Source organism: Ensifer sp., assembly GCF_031989085.1.
Taxonomy (GTDB): domain Bacteria; phylum Pseudomonadota; class Alphaproteobacteria; order Rhizobiales; family Rhizobiaceae; genus Ensifer.
Genome location: NZ_DALZXU010000012.1, coordinates 93,774 through 111,403, shown reverse-complemented (window position 1 = coordinate 111,403; position 17,630 = coordinate 93,774). Strand labels below are relative to the sequence as shown.

The following is a 17,630-nucleotide window of genomic DNA, read 5'->3' as shown; positions in this document are numbered from 1 at the left end:
TTACTCCTTGAAACAGGCCACTCGCGCGCGTGAAAGGCCGGCAGTTTCTCATCAATTCATTCCCTGTCAATTCAGCAAGGATGCGAAGAATTGTTTCCAAAATGGAAAAGATCATCCATGCGCGATGCGGGGCCGGCCGCTCGCCTGGGCGATGAAGCGCGCCTCAATCAGCTTTGGGCTTCCTTCGACTTCGGGCGCATCGATTTCCTCGCGCAGCATCGAGACCGGCTCGTCGGCGCCGTTGGTGCGGGCGGCCTCGAGCGCCATCGTCTCGGCGCGACGGCGGGCGGCTGAGAAGGCCCGGTCCTGATCGAGGAAACGTTCGCTTGTCCCTGCCCCGTTGACGATGAAGATACCTTCTTCCGGCGTCGTGACGAACACTGTGACGGACGCCCGGACCTGGCCGACGACCGCCCCGACCGCATTGGCGACGTCGGCCTCATCGGGGATCGACGCGTCCGTGCCGAGCATGTCGGCAATAGCGGGATAATAGACCGGAGCCGAAGCCCCCAGACCGACAAGCGGGCGATCGAGGCCGAGCGAAAACCGCACGATGCCCGGCGCGCGCTTCAGCGCCCGATCGACCGCCTGCGAAACGGCCGGGTCGATGGCGCCAGCCCCGTCTTCGCCGAGACAGGCCTGCAGGATGACTTCCGACGATTGCCGCGTGACGCGGTCGACGATCATCTGGGCCATCGCCTCGGCAGAGGGGGCAATCGGCTGGCCGGAGCCGTCGCGGGTCCGCGCTGCAAGCTCGATGCCGAGACGCGCAGCATCAGCGCTCCATTGCGACTGCCGGCCGAGCACATGCATGGCGTCGGAGGGCGTCAGCCCGCAAATATGCACCAGGCCGCGCGCTACCAGCCGGTCCAGCGTTGCCCGTTGCGGCGTCGACGTCAGAAGGTTTTCAAGCGAGATCGGCGAAGCGCCAATGCGCTCGTAGAGCGCCTGCTCCTGTGGCTGCAGGCCGCTTGCCAGATGATCGGGCAGGCCGGTGCGGACGGCGAGCCGGCCGTTGTGCCGGCCGATATGCTGCGCGCGCATCTGCTTTTCCAGAACGGCGAGCACCGCATCGCCATGAAGTGCGGCTGCCAGACTGAGCGGCATCAGCCGCCTTGGGCCAAGATCGATCTTCGCCTTCAACCCGCGATCATTGATGCGAACCTCCGAATCGCCACCAAGGCCATAGGTGCGCATCGCCACCGCCTCGACCATGGTGCGGAAGCCGCCGACGACGGCACCTTCGGCGTCGAGCCGCGGCCGGCCGCGGTCGAGCACCGCGACGTCGGTCGTGGTACCGCCGATATCCGAGACGACAGCATTGTCGAGGCCGGTGAGATGGCGCGCGCCGACGAGGCTTGCGGCTGGGCCCGAGAGAATGGTCTCGATCGGCCGGAGCCTCGCCTCCTCGGCCGAGATCAGGGCGCCGTCGCCGCGCACCACCATCATGGGCACGTCGATACCGCGCGATTTCAGGAAGCCCTCGCAGGCGCCGATCAACCGGTCGATCATCGAGACCAGCCGGGCATTCAAAAGCGTCGTCAGCGCCCGACGCGGACCGCCGAGCTTGGAGGAGAGTTCGTGGCTGCACGTGACCGGCAGATGCGAGACTTCGCGGATCCGGTCGCGCACCCGCTGCTCATGGGCGGGATTGCGCACGGCGAAGTATCCGGCAATCGCAAAGGAGGACACCTGCTCAGCGAGGATCGGCAGGGCTTCGTCGAGCGCCGTCATGTCGAGCGGCGTTTCGCCGCCATGAACGTTGTGGCCGCCAGGAAGAAAGATTACCGGGTCTGTGCCCAGTGCATCCTGCAGGCCGTCGCGTTTCAGGTCCTCGGGGCCGAAGCCGATCATGACAAGGCCGGCACGGCCGCCCTGGCCCTCGACCAGCGCGTTGGTGGCAAGCGTCGTCGAGAGCGACACAAGGCTGATGGCGGAAGCCGGCACCGCCGCCTTCTGCAAAACCTGTTCGACGGCGCCGGAGATGCCGACGGCGAGGTCATGACGGGTGGTCAGCGACTTTGCCTTGGCGACCACGCCCGCCGTTTCCGAGAAGAGAACAGCGTCGGTATAGGTTCCGCCGGTGTCGATGCCGAGAAGAAGATGGGACGTCAATTCGAGCCAGTCCAGTGTTTCGGCCGGGGGCAGCCCCGGGTTCATTGGGGATCGATCCGGTGATATGACATATTGTGAGAGAAGGCCATCGCGTCGAGGACATTCACGGTCATCCCTGCGACACGGCGAAAACGGGAGAGCGGCATGGGATTTTCAAAGGGTTTCGCCGTCGCCGGCATCTGGGCCGCAGCATTGCTCTTTGCCCGGCCAGGCGGCGCACAGGACGCCGAGGAAGAAGAGTACAAGCCGCAGCTCCCCGATGTGGCGATCTACAAGGCGATGCTCGACGCCAACAAGCAGACCGGCTGGATCCAGTTTCGCAACTACGACGACCGGCAGCTGATCTACTTTACCGCATTGCAGACGATGCATTGCCGGCTATCGGAAATTCGCTACTCGATCAATTCCGACGCGCTCGACAAGCGCTTTCCGCTCGCCAAATGCAATCCGCAGATCCCCTTCAACCTGCCCGCCGACGAAACCGCTGAATATGTCTACATCTCGCTTGCCGCCAACGAAGCGAAGACACTGACCATCCAGGCGGTCTGGGACGATGGCGCCGGCAGCGAGATCGTCGTCTACAAGCCGTGCGACAATGTCGGGGACGCGACCTGCGCCGCGATCAAGACGATCAAGAAGCCATCGAAAGTGCTGCCGCAGCCGATGCCGGCGGATTCGCCGGTGCGCAGCGTGCAATCGCCCACGCCCGGCAAGACGTTCAGCGAGCCGAAACCCGCATCGGCAAGCCGCCCCGCGGTTGAGTAGTCAGCCGCTGCACCGGCCAGGGCCTGGTCTCGTCGGTCATGTCGAAACGGAACCGGTGCATCAGCACGGCAAGGGCGATGACAGCCTCCTGCAGCGCGAAGGTCGCGCCGATGCAGACACGCGGTCCGGCGCCGAAGGGCAGATACTGGAACCGATGCAGCTTCTCGCGGCTTTCCGGCAGGAAACGCTCGGGCATGAAGGCGCGCGGCCGATCCCAATAGAGCACGTGGCGGTGCAAGGTCCACGGCATCACCAGGACGGCGATGCCCTTGGGGATTCGGACGCGCTCGCCGCTCGGCGACGTCCATTCGTCTTCCTCGATGGCGGCGCGATTGATCGACGGCGCCGGCGGATAGAGCCGCATCGCCTCCTCGAAAGCTGCCAGCACATGCGGCATCAGGGTCAACCATTCGACCGGTTCGGCGCCACTGGCCATCACCGCATCGATTTCCGCCTCCATCTTTTCACGGAAGGCCGGCGTATTGGCGACGCAATAGAGCGTCCAGGCGAGCGCCCGGGCCGTCGTCTCGTGGCCCGCCCCGATGAAGGTGAGAATGTTGTCCTCGATCTCGGCGGTCGAAAGACCCTGGTTGCCCTCGATTTCCAGAAGCAGGGTGAGGAAATCGTTCGGCGCCGCCGCAGGATCGGCCGCAATCTTGCGCCGCCGCAGTGCCATCGTCTCTGAAACGATCGCCCGGAAGCGGTCCAGCACCTTCTTGCCGCCGATGCGGGTCAGCCGCGGCATCCATTCCGGCGCCAGCAACATATCCAGCGGATCGACGCGGCCCATGCGATGCAGCAGCTCCTCGACGCTCTGGACAAAGCCTTCCTTCTCGACGGCAATCTCGCCGGAAAACAGCGTCTCGGCGAGAATGTCGAACGTCAACTCCGTCATGTCGACGGCAACATTGCTGGTAAACGGTGCCTCAGCGGCGGGCGCATAGCGCTCGATAAATGCCTCGGTCGTTGCCAGCATCTGGCCCGCAAAGCCCTTGGCGTGGCGCGGCGTAAACACGGGCGCCATCGCCTTGCGCGACCGTTTCCATACCTCGCCTTCAGCCGTCAGCAAGCCGTCACGCAGTATGGGCCTGAGGATAAGCCGGCGAACCTGCGACATCTCGTAATTGCTGACATTGTCGACGAGGATGTAGCGGATGAGGCCGGGGTCGTTGACGATCAGCGTGCGCTGATTGATGAACTTGGTCTCGATCCAGGGCAAGGTGTAGGACGGCTCGCCCCACAGTTCGAGCGGATTGCGCAGAACGGTGGTGATGATTTTCAGGTAGGACGGCAGGCCGACCCGAGGTGTGGGAGCCGGCGGTTCGAACGGCTCCGGACGCATGTCCATGGTGATTGCCTTTCTCGATTACGCCAGGATTTCAGGTTTTTACGGCGCAATCAAGGAAAGTGCTTCACGTGAATCACAACAGGCCTTCGAGTTCCGCAAGCTTGTCGTTGACCAGCCAGCCGTAATAATTTTCCTCCGGCCACTGGGTCTCACCGCCCTGGTTACGCGCGGCAAGGGCTGCGGCGCGACGATCGGGATTGCCGATGTTGTAGAGCGTGGCGGTGACGCCCGGATTGCCGGAAATGTCGACGCCGGCGATCGACTTGTAGACATCGATCGAATGGCGGATCGAGGCGGCCATATAGGCGAGCGACACGTCCGGATCCATGATCGCCTCATAGACGCCGGCGGCGTTGGTCTCGTCGAGACGCTCGTAGCCCGAGGTCTTGGCGACAATGTCGGTCAGCATCAGGGCGGTCAGCGGATTGATCTGGCCAAGTCCGAAGGTCTGGCCGGCAAAGAACGGCTGGAAGAAGACGGCGCTGAAGCGATTGTTCGGGAAAGACTTGCCGCCGACGGACCTGCCGCGGAACTCACTGTCCCAGACCTGTTCGCGGCAGCTCCAGAGCGAATAGGAACTCTTCTTGCCGGTGCAGTCGGCAAATTGCGGACGGGCGACGAACTCGGCCACGGTCTCGCCGTCATAGCCGAACTGGAAACTGTTGCCGGCATAGGCGGCGGCCTTCACGTAATAGGACTGCAGCCGGTCATAGGCGTCGACATTATAGGTGTGCTCGCCGACGATTGCACCGATCATGTGGATCGGCGCAATGCCATAGGCGCGCGACGTCGACTTGATCTTGCTCATCAGTTGCTTGTCATTGGCAAGCAGGTCGCGGACCTTTTCGAATTTGGCGTCGAAAGAGGTGCGGCCGGCCTTGGTGCGGCGGACGGATGCGCCCGGGATGCCGGGTTGTTCGACATTCCGGTTGCCCGGCGGAACAACATTGGCCGCCACGGTCTGTCCTGCAGTCAGGCAAAACGTGGCAATAGCGAGCATGCAGGCGGTAAATCGCACGATCTCTTCTTCCTGTGAACGGTGGAGACGCCTATCCGGCGGCGCGGCTCCTACGACAAGATCATGTCGGAATAATGCCTCCCGCCACAATCGATTGCCCGACCGTGTTAGAAAAAATGAAGGCGCCTGTCGAGAGACAGGCGCCTTTCTTCTTCGGCGTTGCTTGGCGGCGAGGAGCTGAAGCCCCGTCCGCACGTCAAAGAATGTAGCGCGACAGATCCGTATTGGCGGCGAGATCGCCGACATGCTTGCGCACATACTCGGCATCGATCGTGACGGCCTGGCCGGCACTGTCGGGCGCAGTGAACGAGATCTCGTCCAGCACCCGCTCCATCACCGTCTGCAGGCGCCGGGCGCCGATGTTCTCGACGCTGGAGTTGAGCTGCACGGCAACATCGGCAAGCGCATCGATCGCATCGTCGGTGAAATCGAGCTTCACCTCCTCGGTTTCGAGCAGCGCCTTGTACTGGCGGATGAGGCTCGCCTCGGTCTCCGTCAGGATGCGGCGGAAGTCTTCCTTGGTCAGTGCGCGCAGCTCGACGCGGATCGGCAGGCGACCCTGAAGCTCGGGCAGAAGATCCGATGGCTTCGACACGTGGAACGCGCCCGAGGCGATGAAGAGAATGTGGTCGGTCTTGACCGGGCCATACTTCGTCGCAACCGTCGTGCCTTCAACCAGCGGCAACAGGTCCCGCTGCACGCCTTCGCGCGACACGCCGGCACCCATGCCGCCTTCGCGCGACGCGATCTTGTCGATCTCGTCGAGGAAGACGATGCCGTCGTCCTCGACCGCCCTCACCGCCTCGCGCTGGATCTGCTCATTGTCGAGCAGCTTGTCGGACTCGTCGTTGACGAGCACGTCATAGGAAGCCTTGACCGTGGTCTTGACCTTCTTGGTGCGCGCGCCCATTGCCTTGCCGAACATTTCCGACAGGTTGAGCACGCCAATATTGGCGCCCGGCATGCCGGGAATTTCGAAGCCGCCCGGCGCGCCGGTCTCGGCGACGTCGACCTCGATCTCCTTGTCGTCGAGCTCATTGGCGCGCAGCTTCTTGCGGAAACTGTCGCGCGTGGCCGGCGAGGCCGTTGCGCCAACCAGCGCGTCGAGCACGCGCTCTTCGGCATTCTGATGCGCCTTGGCCTTGACCTCGGCCCGGCGCTTTTCGCGCACCAGCCCAATGCCGACCTCGACCAGGTCACGGATGATCTGCTCGACGTCGCGACCGACATAGCCGACTTCGGTGAACTTGGTCGCCTCGACCTTGACGAAGGGGGCGCCGGCGAGCTTGGCCAGCCGGCGGGAGATTTCCGTCTTGCCGACACCTGTCGGCCCGATCATCAGGATGTTCTTCGGCATGACCTCGTCGCGCAGTTCGTCGCCGAGCTGCTGACGCCGCCAGCGGTTGCGCAGCGCGATAGCGACCGCACGCTTGGCGTCGTTCTGGCCGATGATGAAACGGTCGAGTTCCGACACGATTTCCCGGGGAGAAAAAGTACTCATCTAGTCCTCTCAAACTCGGTCCGCGTCAGCTCCATCAAGAGCGTGCGGCCGGATGCATCTATCCATTCGCCAAAGGGCACGAAGCCCGCTTTCGCATAGGCCCGGACGGCCCGTCTGTTGCCGGCATCGGGGTCGATCACGATCCGCGGCGCGCCAGCGGAAAAAAGCGTGTCCGCAAAGGCCCTGAGCGCCAGCGTCGCGACACCCTTGCCGGTCATCTCCGGCGGGCCGATGAAGATATCGACGCCGGGGACGTCGCCGGGCAGATCCTTCGCCCATGGCTCTTCGTCATAGTCCGATGGTGTCCAGGACTGGATGTAGCCCGCCGGCTCGCCGGCCACGTGGAAGATAAAGCCATCCACCTCGCCCGTGGCGCAGCCATCGCGGATCAACGCGACTTCCTTGTCCGGATCACCCCACCATTGCCGCACATGCGGCTCGCTCAACCAGGCACGCAGCATCGGCAGGTGGCCATCGGCCACCCGTTCGAAGCTGACATGGGCCTGATCATTGGGCATCCAGCGTCTCCACCACGATATTGTGGTTGGTATAGACGCAGATGTCGCCGGCAATTTCGAGCGCCCGGCGGGCGACTTCCTCGGCCGACTTGTCGCTGTCCATCAGGGCGCGGGCCGCGGCAAAGGCATAGTTGCCGCCCGAGCCGATGGCGATCGTTCCATGTTCCGGCTCCAGCACGTCACCGTTGCCGGTGATCGCCAGCGTGATCGACTTGTCGGCGACCAGCATCATCGCCTCGAGATTGCGCAGATACTTGTTGGTGCGCCAGTCCTTGGCGAGCTCCACGGCTGCGCGCATCAGCTGATCGGGGTACTGCTCGAGCTTGGCTTCGAGCCGCTCCAGAAGCGTGAAAGCATCGGCCGTCGCGCCGGCAAAGCCGGCAATGACGTCGCCCTTGGCGAGACGCCTCACCTTGCGGGCATTGCTCTTCATCACCGTCTGGCCAAGGCTGACCTGGCCGTCGCCGGCCATTACCACCTTGCCGTCCTTGCGCACCGTGATGATGGTCGTCGCGTGCATCGTTCCGTAGGGATTATGTTCACTCATTGAAGATACCTGTCGGCCCCAGAACCAGGGGCGTTGGGGGCTCGAACGAGCCTGGTTGCTTGAAGCCTATGTAAGTGCCTCTTGCGCGATTGCAAATCCCGGTGGGCCATGCAGTTGGCGGTAAATCAGGCCCATCGTCGAATCCGCCGAATCTCCGCCGCGGTTCTGGATATTTTCGCTCTCCCCTGATAAGGAGCGGCTCCAGCGCATTGAGGAGAGCCTGATGGCAGAAGCCACGTCCAGCCGCACCGCCCAAGTTTCGCGAAAGACGAATGAAACGGCCGTGTCCGTATCCGTCAACATCGATGGAACCGGAACCTCGAAGATCGCGACGGGTGTCGGCTTCTTCGACCATATGCTGGACCAGCTTTCCCGACATTCGCTGATCGACATGGAGATCAAGACCGACGGCGACCTTCACGTCGACGATCACCACACGGTCGAAGACACGGGCATCGCCATCGGCCAGGCCATTGCCAAGGCGCTTGGCGACCGGCGCGGCATTACCCGCTACGCCTCGCTCGACCTTGCCATGGACGAAACGATGACGCGCGCGGCAGTCGACGTGTCCGGCCGCCCGTTCCTCGTCTGGAACGTCGCCTTCACCTCTCCGAAGATCGGCACCTTCGATACCGAACTGGTGCGCGAATTCTTCCAGGCGCTCGCCCAGAACGCCGGCATCACGTTGCACATCCAGAACATCTACGGCGCCAATAACCATCATATCGCCGAGACCTGCTTCAAGTCCGTCGCCCGCGTTCTTCGCACGGCAACCGAAATCGATCCGCGCCAGGCCGGCCGCGTCCCCTCGACCAAGGGTACGCTTGCCTGAGCGGTCATTATCTGGCTGATCACCATGGCCTCTTACATGATCCTGACCCCGCCGGGCGGCCGCGCCGACGACGAACGGGCACGCTTTGTCGCTGACAGCTTTTCCTGGGGCGCCTTTCTGTTCCCTGCGCTCTGGCTTCTTGCCAGACGTAGGTGGCTCTTCGGAATCGCAGTTGCTGTTTTGCAAATCCTGTTAATCTCTGCGTCGACGATGTCAGGCGGCCTGCTACCGGCGCTTCTTTTGCATCTGGCGCTTGCCCTTTTGGTTGCACTCGAAGGCCCCATGTTCATCGTTCGCCGGCTCATTGCCCGCGACTGGACGCTGCACGCCATCGTGCCGGCGCGTGATCTCGAGACTGCCGAGGAAATCTATTTCGCGAACGTGCCCTCAACCGACCGGACGGCCGTTGTCCGGCCGGTTGTCGACTGGCCGAGGCAGACGGCGACAAATTCCGGCCCAGGCCTTGGGCTTTTTGAACCCTACGGAGAACGCTGATGCGCGTCGCCATTATCGATTATGGATCGGGCAACCTGCGCTCGGCAACGAAGGCCTTCGAACGCGCGGCGCGGGAAGCCGGCATCGACGCCGAGATCGACCTGACCGACAGGCCCGAACGGGTGGCGACCGCCGATCGCGTCGTGCTGCCGGGCGTCGGCGCCTACGCCGATTGTCGCCGCGGCCTTGCCGCGGTCGATGGCATGGAGCAGGCGCTGACCGAAGTCGTCGAAGCGGCCGGTCGTCCCTTTCTCGGCATCTGCGTTGGCATGCAGCTGATGTCGTCGCGCGGGCTCGAAAAGACCACGACCCATGGCTTCGGCTGGATCCCCGGCGATGTCGTCGAGATGAAGCCGGTCGATCCGTCGCTGAAGATCCCCCAGATCGGCTGGAATACACTCAGGCTAAACCGCGCACATCCACTGTTTGACGGCATCCGCACCGGCGAGGACGGCCTGCACGCCTATTTCGTGCACTCCTACCATCTGGCCGCGGAAAATGCCGGCGATGTCGTCGCCGAGGCGGACTATGGCGGTGCAGTCACCGCCTTCGTCGCCAATGGCAACACGGCCGGCTCGCAGTTCCATCCGGAAAAGAGCCAGGCGCTCGGCCTTACCCTCATCTCGAATTTCCTGCGCTGGAAGCCGTAACGGCAACGGCGATCTCTGATCGGACAGATACATGATCCTTTTTCCCGCTATCGACCTGAAAGACGGGCAATGCGTGCGCCTGAAGCTCGGCGACATGGAGCAGGCGACGGTCTACAACCCGGATCCCGGCGCCCAGGCGCGCGCCTTCGAGGAGCAGGGTTTCGAGTGGCTGCACGTGGTCGATCTCAACGGCGCCTTTGCCGGCGAGACCGTCAACGGTGCCGCTGTCGACGCGATCCTGAAGTCGACCAAAAACCCGGTGCAGCTCGGCGGCGGCATCCGCACGCTCGATCACATCGAGAACTGGCTGTCGCGCGGGCTTGCGCGCGTAATCCTCGGCACCGTCGCGGTCCGTGATCCCGCACTGGTGATCGAGGCGTGCCGGAAATTTCCGGGCAAGGTCGCGGTCGGCATCGACGCCAAGGGCGGCAAGGTTGCCGTCGAGGGCTGGGCGGAAGCCTCGGAACTCGGCGTGATCGAGCTTGCCAAGAAGTTCGAGGGCGCCGGCGTCTCGGCGATCATCTACACCGACATCGATCGCGACGGCATCTTGACTGGGATCAACTGGCCGTCGACGCTCGAACTCGCCGATGCCGTATCCATCCCGGTGATCGCGTCCGGCGGCCTCGCCTCGATGGACGATATCCGGCGCATGATCGCGCCGGATGCGGCCAAACTCGAAGGCGCGATCTCCGGCCGCGCGCTCTATGACGGCCGCATCGACCCGCAGGAAGCCCTGGCGCTGATCCGCGCTACGAGAAAGGCATGAGCCGATGACCCTCAAAGCCCGTGTTATTCCCTGCCTCGACGTCAAGGACGGCCGCGTGGTCAAGGGCGTCAACTTCGTCGACCTGATCGACGCCGGCGACCCGGTGGAAGCCGCCCGCGCCTATGACGCGGCCGGCGCCGACGAGCTCTGCTTCCTCGACATCACCGCATCCTCCGACAATCGCGAGACGATTTTCGACGTCATCGCCCGCACGGCCGAACAATGTTTCATGCCGCTCACCGTCGGCGGCGGCGTTCGCCAGGTGGCGGATATCCGCAAGCTGCTGCTCGCGGGCGCCGACAAGGTCTCGATCAACACGGCCGCGGTGAAAAACCCTGATTTCGTCGCCGAAGCCGCCGACAAGTTCGGCAACCAGTGCATCGTCGTTGCGATCGATGCCAAGAAGGTTTCGAAGGACGGCGAAGAGAACCGCTGGGAGATCTTCACCCATGGCGGCCGCCAGACCACCGGGATCGACGCGGTCGATTTTGCCCGCCGCGTCGTCGATCTCGGCGCCGGCGAAATCCTCCTGACCTCGATGGACCGCGACGGAACCAAGAGTGGCTACGACATCGCGCTCACCCGGGCGGTTGCCGATGCGGTGCGCGCCCCCGTTATCGCGTCCGGCGGCGTTGGCACGCTCGACCACATGGTCGCCGGCATCCGTGACGGCCATGCGACGGCGGTTCTGGCCGCCTCGATCTTCCACTTCGGCACCTATAGCATTGGCGAAACCAAGCGCTATATGGCCGAACATGGCATCGCCATGCGTCTCGATTGAGTTTTCAGGGTTTCGTTATGAGTGATTTTTCCCTTTCCGACCTCGAGACCATCGTCGCCGAACGCGCCAAGGCCTCTCCGGACGAATCCTGGACGGCGAAGCTGGTGGCACACGGCCAGCAGAAGGCGGCCAAGAAGCTGGGCGAGGAAGCGGTCGAAACCGTGATCGCGGCGATCGGCAACGACCGCCAAAATCTCGTCGCTGAAAGCGCCGATCTCATCTATCATCTGATGGTCGTATTGAAAATTGCAGACATTCCGTTGCAGGATGTTCTCGACGAACTTGCACGGCGGACAAGCCAATCCGGTCTGCAGGAAAAGGCTAATCGGCAGGATTCATGACCCTAGCTGCGCACGACATCGAAGCGGCCGACCTCCCCGACGATCCACAGAAGCGGGACACATCGCCCTATCATTTCTTCACCGCTGAGGAATGGTCGCGGTTTCGCGCCGACACGCCGATGACGCTGACGGCGGACGAAGTCCAGCGGCTTCGCTCCCTGAACGACCCGGTCGATCTGGGCGAAGTCCGGCAGATCTATCTGTCGCTGTCGCGCCTCTTGTCGACCCACGTGGAATCGTCGCAGATGCTGTTCGAGCAGCGCAAGCGCTTCCTCAGCATGTCCGAGACAAAGACGCCCTTCGTGATCGGCATTGCCGGGTCGGTTGCGGTCGGCAAGTCGACGACGGCTCGTATCCTCGCGCAGCTTCTGTCGCGCTGGCCCTCGAGCCCGAAGGTCGATCTCGTGACGACCGACGGCTTCCTCTATCCGAACGCCGTTCTCCAGCGCGAGAACATGATGGACCGCAAGGGCTTTCCGGAGAGCTACGATGTCGGCGCGCTGCTGCGCTTCCTGTCGGCGATCAAGGCTGGCCAGCCGAATGTCAGGGCGCCGAGCTACTCGCACATGACCTATGACGTGCTGCCGGATCAGTACACGGTCATCGACCGCCCGGACATCCTGATCTTCGAGGGCATCAACGTCCTGCAGTCACGCAATCTGCCGGCCGATGGCAAGATTGTGCCGATGGTGTCGGACTTCTTCGACTTCTCGATCTATATCGACGCCGAGGAAAGCCTGATCCACAGCTGGTACGTCAACCGCTTCATGCGGCTCAGGGAAACGGCCTTCAAGAACCCGGAATCCTACTTCCACCGCTACGCGACGATCAGCGAGGATGCGGCGCGAGCAATTGCCGAAGGGCTCTGGCACAACATCAACCTGAAGAACCTGCACCAGAACATCTTGCCGACGCGGCCGCGCGCCGACCTGATCCTGCAAAAGGGCCCCAACCACCTCACCGAGAAGGTGGCGCTGCGCAAGCTCTAGGGCGCCCTCGCCCGCGCGTATGACAGTGGCATCGCAAAGCGCTGCTCCGCCAAACGCAGTGCCATTCCGCCTGACAGGTGTCAGGGATTGACCCGACGCAGCGTCAGATTGAGCCGGCCGCCATTCTTCAGCAATGTCGACGTATCCGGATAGATCCGGTCGACGCCGTGAAAGGCCAGGCGTCCCTCGCCGCCGAGCACGACGATATCGCCGCTTTCGAGCCGGAAGGACATGGTCTGCCCGCCGCGCTGATTGCCGCCGACCCGAAACAGGCAGCTGTCGCCAAGCGAAATCGAGACGACAGACGTTTCCAGATCGCGCTCGTCCCGGTCCTGGTGCAGGCCCATGCGCGCCTCTGCGGAATAGAAATTCACCAGGCAGGCTTCCGGCCGCTTGTTGGTGGCCGCAACCGCATCCCAAATCTCAAGCAGAATGTCGGGCATCGGTGGCCACGGCCGTCCCGTTGCGGGGTGCTGCGGCTGATAGCGATAGCCCTTGTCGCGATCGGTCACCCAGCCGAGCGCACCGCAATTGGTCATGCGCACCGACATCGGCTTGCCGGTCTTCGGCATCTCCGGCACGAAGAGCGGCGCCGCGGAAACCACGCCGCGGATGGCTTCCACGATCGCTTCCTGCCGGGCGCGGTCGAGAAAGCCCGGAATGTGTTTTATGCCCTTGGGGAGAACCTGCATGAGGTTACCCTCACTCCAGCCCGAGTAATCTGGCCGGGACGCCGTAGCGCTCGGACCAACCGGCATAGGCAACATCCGTGGGGCCGACGACGTGGTCGACGAGGTTCCATCGGCCGCCCTGGAAGCTGACGAGCGCGAACACCGTCGAGCCGTCCATCATGTCCGCATCGTCGCGAAAGCCGGTCTGCGCGAGGTCAATCGCGCCGCCGCCGGGCCGCTGCGGCTCGACCTGGACGAAGGCCCAGTTTGGCGTCGCCCGCATCGTCGTGACGACGAACTCCACCGAGCCGCGCATTTCCGCCTCGACGGCGGGCCGCAAGGCATCGAGGATCGCTGCGCGCTCCGAACTGCCCTTAGCCGGCTCACGCAAGGTTTGCGCCGCACCGGAAGAGGCAAGTCCCAGACTTGCCATCACCAGAACGGCGCTTGAAAATACCCGCATCGACAACGCCGTCACGCGGCATCGAGATCCGGAATACGCAGCACCTGGCCGGGATAGATCTTGTCGGGATGGGTCAGCATCGGCTTATTGGCCTCGAAGATCACCGTGTGCTTGGCGCCCTTGCCCTTGCCGTACTGCGCTTCTGCGATCTTCCAGAGGTTATCGCCCTTTTTCACGGTGTAGAAGACCGGAGCCTTCGCGGCTGCCGGCGCTGCGCCGGCATCGGCGACCTTGAGCTCCGAGGCCTCGACCTGGGAAACGCCGAGCGTATTGCCGACGGCAACGACAGCCTTCTCGAAGGCCGTCTGGTCCTTGACGACACCCTTCAGCACCACCTTGTCATTGACGACTTCGACCTGGACATCCTTGGTGCCGAGATCGTGGGAGGCGAGCTCCTTCTGGACGCTTTCGGTGTCCGGCGCATCGTCGTCACCGCCGATGCCCAACTTCTTGCCGGCGTTCTTGATAAAACTGAAAAGGCCCATGGATCCCTCCTTCTGCAAAAAGCGCTCGGGGATAAGAGAGGGCGCATGGCGGCAAAAGACAAGAGACGGGCGAAAAGATTTCGCAACCGCAGATCAGTCGCCGCTCGGGCGGCCGCGCAGTTTCTTGGTCTCGCCACGGCCGGACTTTTCCTTCAGTCGGCGCTCGATCGATCCGCGCGTCGGCTTGGTCTTCCTGCGCGGCGGCGGTGGCGGCTCGGCCGCCTTGAGGATCATCTCCTTCAGCCGTTCGCGGGCATCCTCGCGGTTGCGCTCCTGGCTGCGAAACCGGCTGGCCTCGATCATCAGCACGCCATCCTTCGAGACGCGGCGTCCGGCAAGCTTGAGCGTGTTGGCCTTGATACGCTCGGAAAGCGCCGGAGATGCCACGACGTTGAAAAACAACTGGACCGCCGTCGACACCTTGTTGACGTTCTGCCCGCCCGGCCCGCCGGCCAGCACGAATTGCTCCGTCAATTCCCATCCGGCAATGACGATCGTGTCGTTAATGTAAAGCGGGTCGCTGGCCATGATTCACCTCGCCCCGATCTATGGCACAGCGCGAACCTCTTGAAAACATTCGCCACGAAAACGAAAAACCCGGCCGCTAGGGGCCGGGTTTCACGTGAATCATAGCCGGCAATGTTTACTCGGCGGCGATTTTCGTTCCAGGAGCCGCATCGCGAACGCTGCCATCGACGTGATCTTCGAACTTGGCGAAGTTGGCGATGAACATGTCGACGAGGCGGCGCGCCTGGGCGTCATAGGCATCGCCGTCGGCCCAGGTCGAGCGCGGATCGAGGATGCCGTCGTCGACGCCCGGCACCGAAACCGGTACGGCGAAGCCGAAGTTGGGGTCGGTGCGCAGTTCGGCCGCGTTCAGCGAGCCGTCAAGCGCTGCAGCAAGCAAGGCGCGTGTCGCCTTGATCGGCATGCGGTTGCCGGTTCCATAGGCACCACCGGTCCAGCCGGTGCTGACCAGCCAGCAGGTGACGCCGTTCTTGGCGATCAGATCCTTCAAAAGGTTGCCGTATTCGGACGGATGACGCGGCATGAACGGCGCGCCGAAGCAGGTCGAGAACGTCGCTTCCGGCTCGGTAACGCCCTTCTCCGTGCCGGCAACCTTGGCGGTGTAGCCGGACAGGAAGTGGTACATCGCCTGTTCCGGCGTCAGCTTGGCGATCGGCGGCATCACGCCGAAGGCATCGGCGGTGAGCATGATGATCGTGCGCGGCTGCGGCGCGGTGCCCGTTTCGCTGGCATTGGGGATGAAATCCAGCGGATAGGCGCAGCGGGTGTTTTCCGTCAGCGAACCGTCGTCGAAATCGGGAACCCGGCGTTCGTCGAGAACGACGTTTTCCATCACGGTGCCGAAGCGGCGGGTCGTGGCGAAAATTTCCGGCTCGGCGGCTTCCGAAAGACGGATGGCCTTGGCGTAGCAGCCGCCTTCGAAGTTGAAGACGCCCTCGTCGCTCCAGCCATGCTCGTCATCGCCGATCAGAGTGCGGGTGGGATCGGCCGAAAGCGTGGTCTTGCCGGTGCCCGACAGGCCGAAGAAGATGGCGGTATCGCCTTCCGGGCCGACATTGGCCGAGCAGTGCATCGGCATGACGCCCTTCTTCGGCAGAAGATAGTTGAGAACGGTGAACACCGACTTCTTCATCTCGCCGGCATAGGACGTGCCGGCGATGAGGATGAGGCCGTTGGTGAGATCGCAGGCGATGACCGTTTCGGTGCGGCAACCGTGCCGCTCCGGATCAGCCTTGAAGCTCGGCAGGTCGATGATCGTCAGCTTCGGCAGGAAGGAAGGAAGTGCCGCAAGGTCCGGACGGATCAAGAGGTTGCGGATGAACAGCGAATGCCAGGCATATTCGGTGACAACACGCGTCGGCAGGGCATTGTCCTTGTCGGCACCGCCGACCAGGTCCTGGACATAGAGCGACATGCCCTTGGCATGGTCGAGCATATCCTGGCGCAGAATGGCGAAATGTTCCGGCGACAGCGGCTTGTTGTTGTCCCACCAGATCTGATCGTCGGTGGAAGCGTCGCGAACGACGAACTTGTCCTTCGGCGAGCGGCCGGTGTGCTGGCCGGTGCGGGCAACGATCGCGCCATGTGCGGTCAACTGAGCTTCGCCGCGGCGAAGGGCTTCTTCATAAAGGTCTGCGGCTTCGAGGTTGTAGCGGACCACGTCGAGATCCGTAAAGCCGAGTTTTTCCAAGCCGTTCGCTGCGTTGCGAGTGCCGAGTTGCTCCATGGTCAAGCTTCCTTCGTGTTTGGCCATTGGCGTTGAATTTGGCCGGACATTACTTGCATGCTCGCTCAAAAACAAGGCGACGTCAAAAAAAGAATAATGATTTCAGTATATTAATCGATTTAAAGAAAATTATCGTTTTTTTAATCGGTTGAAACCGCGTTCCCTGCGCCTTATCTGCCCTCAGGCAACGGAGTGTACGCTTGCGGGCTTTTTGGGCTTCGCCACAATTTGTTCCACCTTTATACTCAAGTAACGCACCCGTGACTCGCGGTTGCCGCGGATTCGAAGACGAAACCGGCGATCGGCCTCAAATGACGGAGTTGAACACGATGCAGACCATCGCGCTTGTCGATGATGACCGGAATATCCTGACGTCCGTATCCATCGCGCTTGAAGCTGAAGGCTACAAGGTCGAGACCTACACGGACGGCGCCTCCGCGCTTGAAGGCCTCCTGGCCCGGCCGCCGCAGCTCGCGATCTTCGACATCAAGATGCCGCGCATGGACGGCATGGAACTGCTGCGGCGCCTGCGCCAGAAGTCGGATCTGCCGGTGATCTTCCTGACGTCGAAGGACGAGGAGATCGACGAGCTCTTCGGCCTGAAGATGGGTGCCGACGATTTCATCACCAAGCCGTTCTCGCAGCGCCTGCTGGTCGAGCGCGTCAAGGCGATCCTGCGACGGGCGGCCAACCGCGAAGCGGCGGCAGCCGGCGGCGCCACCGGCGCACCGAAGTCCTCCGACACGCCGACCCGCTCGTTGGAGCGCGGACAGCTGGCCATGGACCAGGAGCGCCATACCTGCACCTGGAAAAACGAGCCGGTCACCCTGACGGTCACCGAGTTTCTCATTCTTCACTCGCTTGCCCAGCGCCCGGGCGTGGTCAAGAGCCGCGACGCGCTGATGGATGCGGCCTATGACGAGCAGGTCTATGTCGACGACCGCACCATCGACAGCCACATCAAGCGGCTGCGCAAGAAGTTCAAGATGGTCGACAACGATTTCGACATGATCGAGACGCTGTATGGCGTCGGCTACCGCTTCCGCGAGATGGCTTAAACCGCCTCTAAGCCGCTGCCGGGTGACTGC

The 17,630-nt window shown here is 62.9% G+C and carries 20 protein-coding genes; 9 read left to right on the top strand and 11 right to left on the bottom strand.

All coding sequences use genetic code 11. The features are described 5' to 3' along the window. Positions 1–111: 111 nt before the first annotated feature. Positions 112–2,115 carry a hydantoinase/oxoprolinase family protein gene (locus RTP54_RS29175; RefSeq protein ID WP_312367462.1) on the bottom strand — a complete coding sequence of 668 codons (2,004 nt, stop codon included), beginning with the start codon at positions 2,113–2,115 and terminating at the stop codon, positions 112–114. Positions 2,116–2,259: 144 nt separating this feature from the next. Between RTP54_RS29175 and RTP54_RS29170 the strand changes: the two genes are divergently transcribed. After that, positions 2,260–2,880 carry a hypothetical protein gene (locus RTP54_RS29170; RefSeq protein WP_312367443.1) on the top strand — a complete coding sequence of 207 codons (621 nt, stop codon included), beginning with the start codon at positions 2,260–2,262 and terminating at the stop codon, positions 2,878–2,880. Here the strand turns inward: RTP54_RS29170 and RTP54_RS29165 are convergent. From RTP54_RS29165 to hslV, 5 genes are all read right to left on the bottom strand, one after another. After that, positions 2,834–4,228 (bottom strand): cytochrome P450, encoded by a 1,395-nt coding sequence (locus RTP54_RS29165; RefSeq protein ID WP_312367442.1) that lies wholly within the window; start codon positions 4,226–4,228, stop codon positions 2,834–2,836. The genes RTP54_RS29170 and RTP54_RS29165 overlap by 47 nt on opposite strands. A 73-nt stretch (positions 4,229–4,301) precedes the next feature. Further along, entirely contained in the window at positions 4,302–5,246 is a 945-nt protein-coding gene (locus tag RTP54_RS29160; protein WP_409517230.1) for a DUF1402 family protein, read from the bottom strand. 196 nt (positions 5,247–5,442) lie between these two features. Next, complete coding sequence (hslU, locus tag RTP54_RS29155; protein ID WP_112810516.1) at positions 5,443–6,747, bottom strand: ATP-dependent protease ATPase subunit HslU; 1,305 nt, start codon at positions 6,745–6,747, stop codon at positions 5,443–5,445. After that, positions 6,744–7,265, bottom strand: a complete 522-nt coding sequence (locus RTP54_RS29150; protein WP_312367439.1) for a GNAT family N-acetyltransferase — start codon at positions 7,263–7,265, stop codon at positions 6,744–6,746. The genes hslU and RTP54_RS29150 overlap by 4 nt, the downstream gene beginning before the upstream one ends. Continuing rightward, on the bottom strand, positions 7,255–7,812 hold the full coding sequence (hslV, locus tag RTP54_RS29145) for an ATP-dependent protease subunit HslV (RefSeq protein WP_077505445.1): 558 nt from the start codon (positions 7,810–7,812) through the stop codon (positions 7,255–7,257). The genes RTP54_RS29150 and hslV overlap by 11 nt, the downstream gene beginning before the upstream one ends. A gap of 223 nt (positions 7,813–8,035) precedes the next feature. Here hslV and hisB point away from each other — a divergent pair, with 223 nt between their 5' ends. From hisB to coaA, 7 genes are read left to right on the top strand one after another with little or no spacing between them, the layout of a single operon-like run. After that, positions 8,036–8,644 (top strand): imidazoleglycerol-phosphate dehydratase HisB, encoded by a 609-nt coding sequence (gene hisB / locus RTP54_RS29140; RefSeq protein WP_112810514.1) that lies wholly within the window; start codon positions 8,036–8,038, stop codon positions 8,642–8,644. 24 nt (positions 8,645–8,668) lie between these two features. Next, entirely contained in the window at positions 8,669–9,139 is a 471-nt protein-coding gene (locus tag RTP54_RS29135) for a DUF2628 domain-containing protein (protein WP_312367435.1), read from the top strand. Continuing rightward, positions 9,139–9,789, top strand: a complete 651-nt coding sequence (gene hisH / locus RTP54_RS29130; protein WP_312367433.1) for an imidazole glycerol phosphate synthase subunit HisH — start codon at positions 9,139–9,141, stop codon at positions 9,787–9,789. The genes RTP54_RS29135 and hisH overlap by 1 nt, the downstream gene beginning before the upstream one ends. A 31-nt stretch (positions 9,790–9,820) precedes the next feature. Beyond that, entirely contained in the window at positions 9,821–10,558 is a 738-nt protein-coding gene (gene hisA / locus RTP54_RS29125) for a 1-(5-phosphoribosyl)-5-[(5-phosphoribosylamino)methylideneamino]imidazole-4-carboxamide isomerase (RefSeq protein ID WP_112810511.1), read from the top strand. Positions 10,559–10,562: 4 nt separating this feature from the next. Next, on the top strand, positions 10,563–11,339 hold the full coding sequence (gene hisF / locus RTP54_RS29120) for an imidazole glycerol phosphate synthase subunit HisF (RefSeq protein WP_112810510.1): 777 nt from the start codon (positions 10,563–10,565) through the stop codon (positions 11,337–11,339). Positions 11,340–11,356: 17 nt separating this feature from the next. Then, positions 11,357–11,680, top strand: coding sequence for a phosphoribosyl-ATP diphosphatase (locus tag RTP54_RS29115; RefSeq protein ID WP_112810509.1), 324 nt, complete (start codon positions 11,357–11,359; stop codon positions 11,678–11,680). Then, a complete protein-coding gene (gene coaA, locus RTP54_RS29110) occupies positions 11,677–12,669 on the top strand; it encodes a type I pantothenate kinase (RefSeq protein ID WP_112810508.1) in 993 nt (330 codons plus the stop codon). The genes RTP54_RS29115 and coaA overlap by 4 nt, the downstream gene beginning before the upstream one ends. Positions 12,670–12,749: 80 nt before the next feature. Here the strand turns inward: coaA and RTP54_RS29105 are convergent, their stop codons facing one another. The 5 genes from RTP54_RS29105 to RTP54_RS29085 all read right to left on the bottom strand — a co-directional run bounded on the left by RTP54_RS29105 (position 12,750) and on the right by RTP54_RS29085 (position 16,542). After that, positions 12,750–13,361, bottom strand: a complete 612-nt coding sequence (locus RTP54_RS29105; protein WP_312367429.1) for an alpha-ketoglutarate-dependent dioxygenase AlkB — start codon at positions 13,359–13,361, stop codon at positions 12,750–12,752. A gap of 10 nt (positions 13,362–13,371) precedes the next feature. Beyond that, complete coding sequence (locus tag RTP54_RS29100; RefSeq protein WP_112818198.1) at positions 13,372–13,803, bottom strand: hypothetical protein; 432 nt, start codon at positions 13,801–13,803, stop codon at positions 13,372–13,374. An 11-nt stretch (positions 13,804–13,814) separates the two neighbouring features. Further along, a complete protein-coding gene (gene lysM / locus RTP54_RS29095; RefSeq protein ID WP_112810505.1) occupies positions 13,815–14,288 on the bottom strand; it encodes a peptidoglycan-binding protein LysM in 474 nt (157 codons plus the stop codon). A gap of 93 nt (positions 14,289–14,381) precedes the next feature. Further along, entirely contained in the window at positions 14,382–14,816 is a 435-nt protein-coding gene (arfB, locus tag RTP54_RS29090; protein WP_112810504.1) for an alternative ribosome rescue aminoacyl-tRNA hydrolase ArfB, read from the bottom strand. Positions 14,817–14,931: 115 nt separating this feature from the next. Next, entirely contained in the window at positions 14,932–16,542 is a 1,611-nt protein-coding gene (locus RTP54_RS29085) for a phosphoenolpyruvate carboxykinase (RefSeq protein WP_312367426.1), read from the bottom strand. Between the two features lie 329 nt (positions 16,543–16,871). On the opposite strand from RTP54_RS29085, the gene chvI reads away from it, so the two are divergent. Beyond that, positions 16,872–17,600, top strand: coding sequence for a two-component system response regulator ChvI (gene chvI, locus RTP54_RS29080; protein ID WP_112810533.1), 729 nt, complete (start codon positions 16,872–16,874; stop codon positions 17,598–17,600). The last annotated feature ends 30 nt before the right edge of the window (positions 17,601–17,630 follow it).

What these genes read in the sequence shown, in the direction of transcription:
- hslV (WP_077505445.1), bottom strand. Translation starts at nt 7,812, where the DNA reads ATGAGTGAACATAATCCCTACGGAACGATGCACGCGACGACCATCATC.
- hisH (WP_312367433.1), top strand. Translation starts at nt 9,139, where the DNA reads ATGCGCGTCGCCATTATCGATTATGGATCGGGCAACCTGCGCTCGGCA.
- RTP54_RS29150 (WP_312367439.1), bottom strand. Translation starts at nt 7,265, where the DNA reads ATGCCCAATGATCAGGCCCATGTCAGCTTCGAACGGGTGGCCGATGGC.
- lysM (WP_112810505.1), bottom strand. Translation starts at nt 14,288, where the DNA reads ATGGGCCTTTTCAGTTTTATCAAGAACGCCGGCAAGAAGTTGGGCATC.
- RTP54_RS29105 (WP_312367429.1), bottom strand. Translation starts at nt 13,361, where the DNA reads ATGCAGGTTCTCCCCAAGGGCATAAAACACATTCCGGGCTTTCTCGAC.
- arfB (WP_112810504.1), bottom strand. Translation starts at nt 14,816, where the DNA reads ATGGCCAGCGACCCGCTTTACATTAACGACACGATCGTCATTGCCGGA.
- RTP54_RS29135 (WP_312367435.1), top strand. Translation starts at nt 8,669, where the DNA reads ATGGCCTCTTACATGATCCTGACCCCGCCGGGCGGCCGCGCCGACGAC.
- hisB (WP_112810514.1), top strand. Translation starts at nt 8,036, where the DNA reads ATGGCAGAAGCCACGTCCAGCCGCACCGCCCAAGTTTCGCGAAAGACG.
- RTP54_RS29165 (WP_312367442.1), bottom strand. Translation starts at nt 4,228, where the DNA reads ATGGACATGCGTCCGGAGCCGTTCGAACCGCCGGCTCCCACACCTCGG.
- RTP54_RS29170 (WP_312367443.1), top strand. Translation starts at nt 2,260, where the DNA reads ATGGGATTTTCAAAGGGTTTCGCCGTCGCCGGCATCTGGGCCGCAGCA.
- chvI (WP_112810533.1), top strand. Translation starts at nt 16,872, where the DNA reads ATGCAGACCATCGCGCTTGTCGATGATGACCGGAATATCCTGACGTCC.
- RTP54_RS29085 (WP_312367426.1), bottom strand. Translation starts at nt 16,542, where the DNA reads ATGGAGCAACTCGGCACTCGCAACGCAGCGAACGGCTTGGAAAAACTC.
- RTP54_RS29115 (WP_112810509.1), top strand. Translation starts at nt 11,357, where the DNA reads ATGAGTGATTTTTCCCTTTCCGACCTCGAGACCATCGTCGCCGAACGC.
- coaA (WP_112810508.1), top strand. Translation starts at nt 11,677, where the DNA reads ATGACCCTAGCTGCGCACGACATCGAAGCGGCCGACCTCCCCGACGAT.
- hisA (WP_112810511.1), top strand. Translation starts at nt 9,821, where the DNA reads ATGATCCTTTTTCCCGCTATCGACCTGAAAGACGGGCAATGCGTGCGC.
- hisF (WP_112810510.1), top strand. Translation starts at nt 10,563, where the DNA reads ATGACCCTCAAAGCCCGTGTTATTCCCTGCCTCGACGTCAAGGACGGC.
- hslU (WP_112810516.1), bottom strand. Translation starts at nt 6,747, where the DNA reads ATGAGTACTTTTTCTCCCCGGGAAATCGTGTCGGAACTCGACCGTTTC.
- RTP54_RS29100 (WP_112818198.1), bottom strand. Translation starts at nt 13,803, where the DNA reads ATGCGGGTATTTTCAAGCGCCGTTCTGGTGATGGCAAGTCTGGGACTT.